Genomic DNA, 2,902 nt, shown 5'->3' with positions numbered 1-2,902 from the left:
GCCCCCGATCCCCGGCCAGGTGGACCTCTGGAACAGGGAACTCGGCGCCCTGCGCGACACGGCCGCCGCCGACCCCGGCACCCCCCTGGTCCTGGCCGGCGACTTCAACGCCTCCCAGGACCACGCCGCCTTCCGCCGCATCCTCGACACCGGCCTGAGCGACGCCGCCCGCCTGGACGACGCCGACCGCACGGCCACCTGGCCGGCCCGGACCGCCCCGACGTTCGGCGCGCAGATCGACCACGTCCTGGTGTCGAAGCACTTCGCGGCCGACCGCACGCGCATCCTGGACGTGGCCGACACGGACCACCGGGCGGTGGTGACGGACCTGACGCTGCACGAAGGCAGGTAGGGCTGCTGCCGCGGCTCGGTCAGACGCCGATGTCGCAGCCGTCCGCACGCCACACGGCCACGACGGCCGGCCGGACGTACTTCCCGGGTCCGTCGGGCCAGGTGCTGGCCGGCTTCTCCACGGACGCGCCGTCGATCTCGCCCGGGTGCTGCACGGCGACCAGCACGCGCCGGTCCTGGATGATCGGACCGCAGGTCTCGGCACCCTTCGGCACGGTCAGGAACTGCTTCAGCTCACCGCGCCGCTCACCCCGGGTCGCCACGCCGAACAGGCCGTCGTGCGAGCCGAGCTGGGAGCCGTCGGTGGAGATCCACAGGTTGCCGTAGGGGTCGAAGGCGACGTTGTCCGGGCAGGAGATCGGGCTGACGCCGTCCTTCGGGAACCCGGCGAAGTAGGTCGCCGGGTCGTCCGGGTCACCGGCGACCAAGAACAGCGACCAGGCGAACCTGGTGCTCTCGGGCCGGTTCCAGCGCTCGGTGAGCTCCAGCACGTGCCCGTGCTTGTTGGCGTTGCGCGGATTGGCCTCGTCCGCCTTGGCGTTGGAGCCGACACCACGGTTGCTGTTGTTGGTCAGGGCGACGTACACCTTGCCGGTCACCGGGTTGGGCTCGATGTCCTCGGGCCGGTCCATCTTCGTCGCGCCCACCTTGTCACCGGCGAGACGCGTGAAGACGAACACCTCCTCGGCGCTCATCCCGTCCACGTGCGAGACGGCACCGTCGGCGGTGGCGGTGGCCAGCGGAATCCACTCGCCGCTGCCGTCGAACTCGCCGTCGTTCGGCAGCTTGCCCGTGCCGTCGATCTCGATGGCGGGGGAGTCACCGGTGAGCYTGGCGACGTACAGCGTCCCCTCGTCGAGGAGCGAGAGGTTGTGCTCCCGCACGGCCCTGCTGCTGCCGTGCCGCATCCGCTTGCTGCCGACGAACTTGTAGAAGTAGTCGAACCGCTCGTCGTCACCCGAGTAGACGACGGGCCGACCGTCGCGCGTGAGCCGCACGGTGGCGGCCTCGTGCTTGAACCGCCCGAGGGCGGTGTGCTTGCGCGGGGTGGAGCTGGGGTCATACGGGTCGAACTCCACCACGTACCCGAACCGATGCACCTCGTTCGGCTCCTGGGCGACGTCGAACCGCTTGTCGAACCGTTCCCACTTCCGCTCGCTGGCCCCGGTCCCGATGCCGTACCGCTTGTCGGTCGCCCGGCTGCTGTTGGCGAAGTACTGGTTGAAGTTCTCCTCGCCGTGCAGGGTCGTGCCCCACGGGGTGACGCCGCCCGAGCAGTTGTTGAGGGTGCCGAGCACCTTGGTGCCGGTCGGGTCGGCGGAGGTCTTCACGAGGTCGGAGCCGGCGACGGGCCCGGTGAGCCGGAACTCGGTGGTGGCGGTGACGCGCCGGTTGAGCTGGTGCCGCGCAACGGCGGTGAGCTTCCCGGTCTTCCGGTCCCCCTCCACGACGACGGCGGACAGCCCGTGCGCGGCCCAGGCGATCTCGGCCTGCTCACGGGTGGGGTTGGCGGCGTCGTACCCCCGGAACATGAGCACCTCGTCGGTGTACTCATGGTTGGCGACGAGCAGCTGCCTGTTCCGCTCCCCGGGCAGCGGAAGGAGCGCGAGGAAGTCGCAGTTGTACCCGAACTGCCCGGCCTGCGCCTTGGCGGTCTGCTTCTCCGGGTCGAAGGCGGGCGCACCGCGCAGGATGGGCTCGCCCCAGCGGATGACGACGTTCTGCCGGTACCCCTCCGGCACGGTCACGGCGTCGGTGGTGTTGGGTGCGACGGGCGCGAAGCGCAGACCGCGCGCGCCCTTGCTCTTACGCCGAGCGGCGTCGGCGGCCGTGCCGGCCGGGGCGGCATCGGCCGGCACGGCGCCGGCCTGCGGAGCCTGCGCGACACCCACAGCCCCCGCTCCGGCGGCGGCCACGGTCACGACAGCCGCGGCCCGCATCATCGACCGGCGGCTGAGCGCACCGGCGATCACATCACCGACGTACTCGTTGGAGCTGGTGTTGGGCACCTCGTGGAAGCAGGCGTCACCACACCGGAAACGACAGGTCATGGCGGACCGACCGCCAGGGTGCGAACCGGACGGCGTTCCGATCAACGGCAGCAGCTTTCGCACTTTGCTCTCTCCTTGGATGCCCATGGTGTCAGCGTGACCGTAGGGGCACATATGTGCGGCAGCCGGGCGCCAGGATGAACAGAGGGTGAACCTGCGGCAGCCTTACGGCAGTTACGGCGATTCAGCACAGCGACACCTTCGCAGGCCGGATGTCCCTCTTGACAGCATGGGGCCCCCTTCCCCGACCCTGCCCAAGATCACCCAGGAGGGCCGCTAACCTTACGTGTCCGTCCTGGCCAGGGATTGACGGGCTTCAATTCACGCGAAGGGTTGCGCGCACATGGGCATTCTCACTCTCTTGCGGAACGCGTTCGGACGGTCACGCAAGTCACGGACCACCGAGGCGGAGGGTGCGGCGCAGACCACGACGACCACCGGGGAAACGCCCTCCCAGGAATCACCGACGCCCCAGCCCCCCACACCCGCCGCGACGGAAC

General features: G+C 70.2%; 2 protein-coding genes and 1 pseudogene. 2 read left to right on the top strand and 1 reads right to left on the bottom strand.

Annotation, left to right across the window (positions count from 1 at the left end):
- On the top strand, positions 1 to 352 hold a 352-nt coding region (locus CA983_RS42325; RefSeq protein ID WP_208637169.1), incomplete at its 5' end, for an endonuclease/exonuclease/phosphatase family protein.
- Between the two features lie 19 nt (positions 353 to 371).
- On the opposite strand, the gene CA983_RS42320 is transcribed toward CA983_RS42325, so the two are convergent.
- The gene (locus CA983_RS42320; protein WP_086605945.1) at positions 372 to 2,465 is read right to left on the bottom strand and encodes a PhoX family protein; all 2,094 of its coding nucleotides are present in this window, start codon (positions 2,463 to 2,465) and stop codon (positions 372 to 374) included.
- Between the two features lie 280 nt (positions 2,466 to 2,745).
- On the opposite strand from CA983_RS42320, the pseudogene CA983_RS48655 reads away from it, so the two are divergent.
- Positions 2,746 to 2,902, top strand: a pseudogene (locus CA983_RS48655) (VWA domain-containing protein); the annotation flags it as partial.

The organism is Streptomyces swartbergensis (genome assembly GCF_002148965.1).
GTDB lineage: Bacteria > Actinomycetota > Actinomycetes > Streptomycetales > Streptomycetaceae > Streptomyces > Streptomyces swartbergensis.
This window is presented reverse-complemented; position numbering and strand designations above follow the sequence as displayed.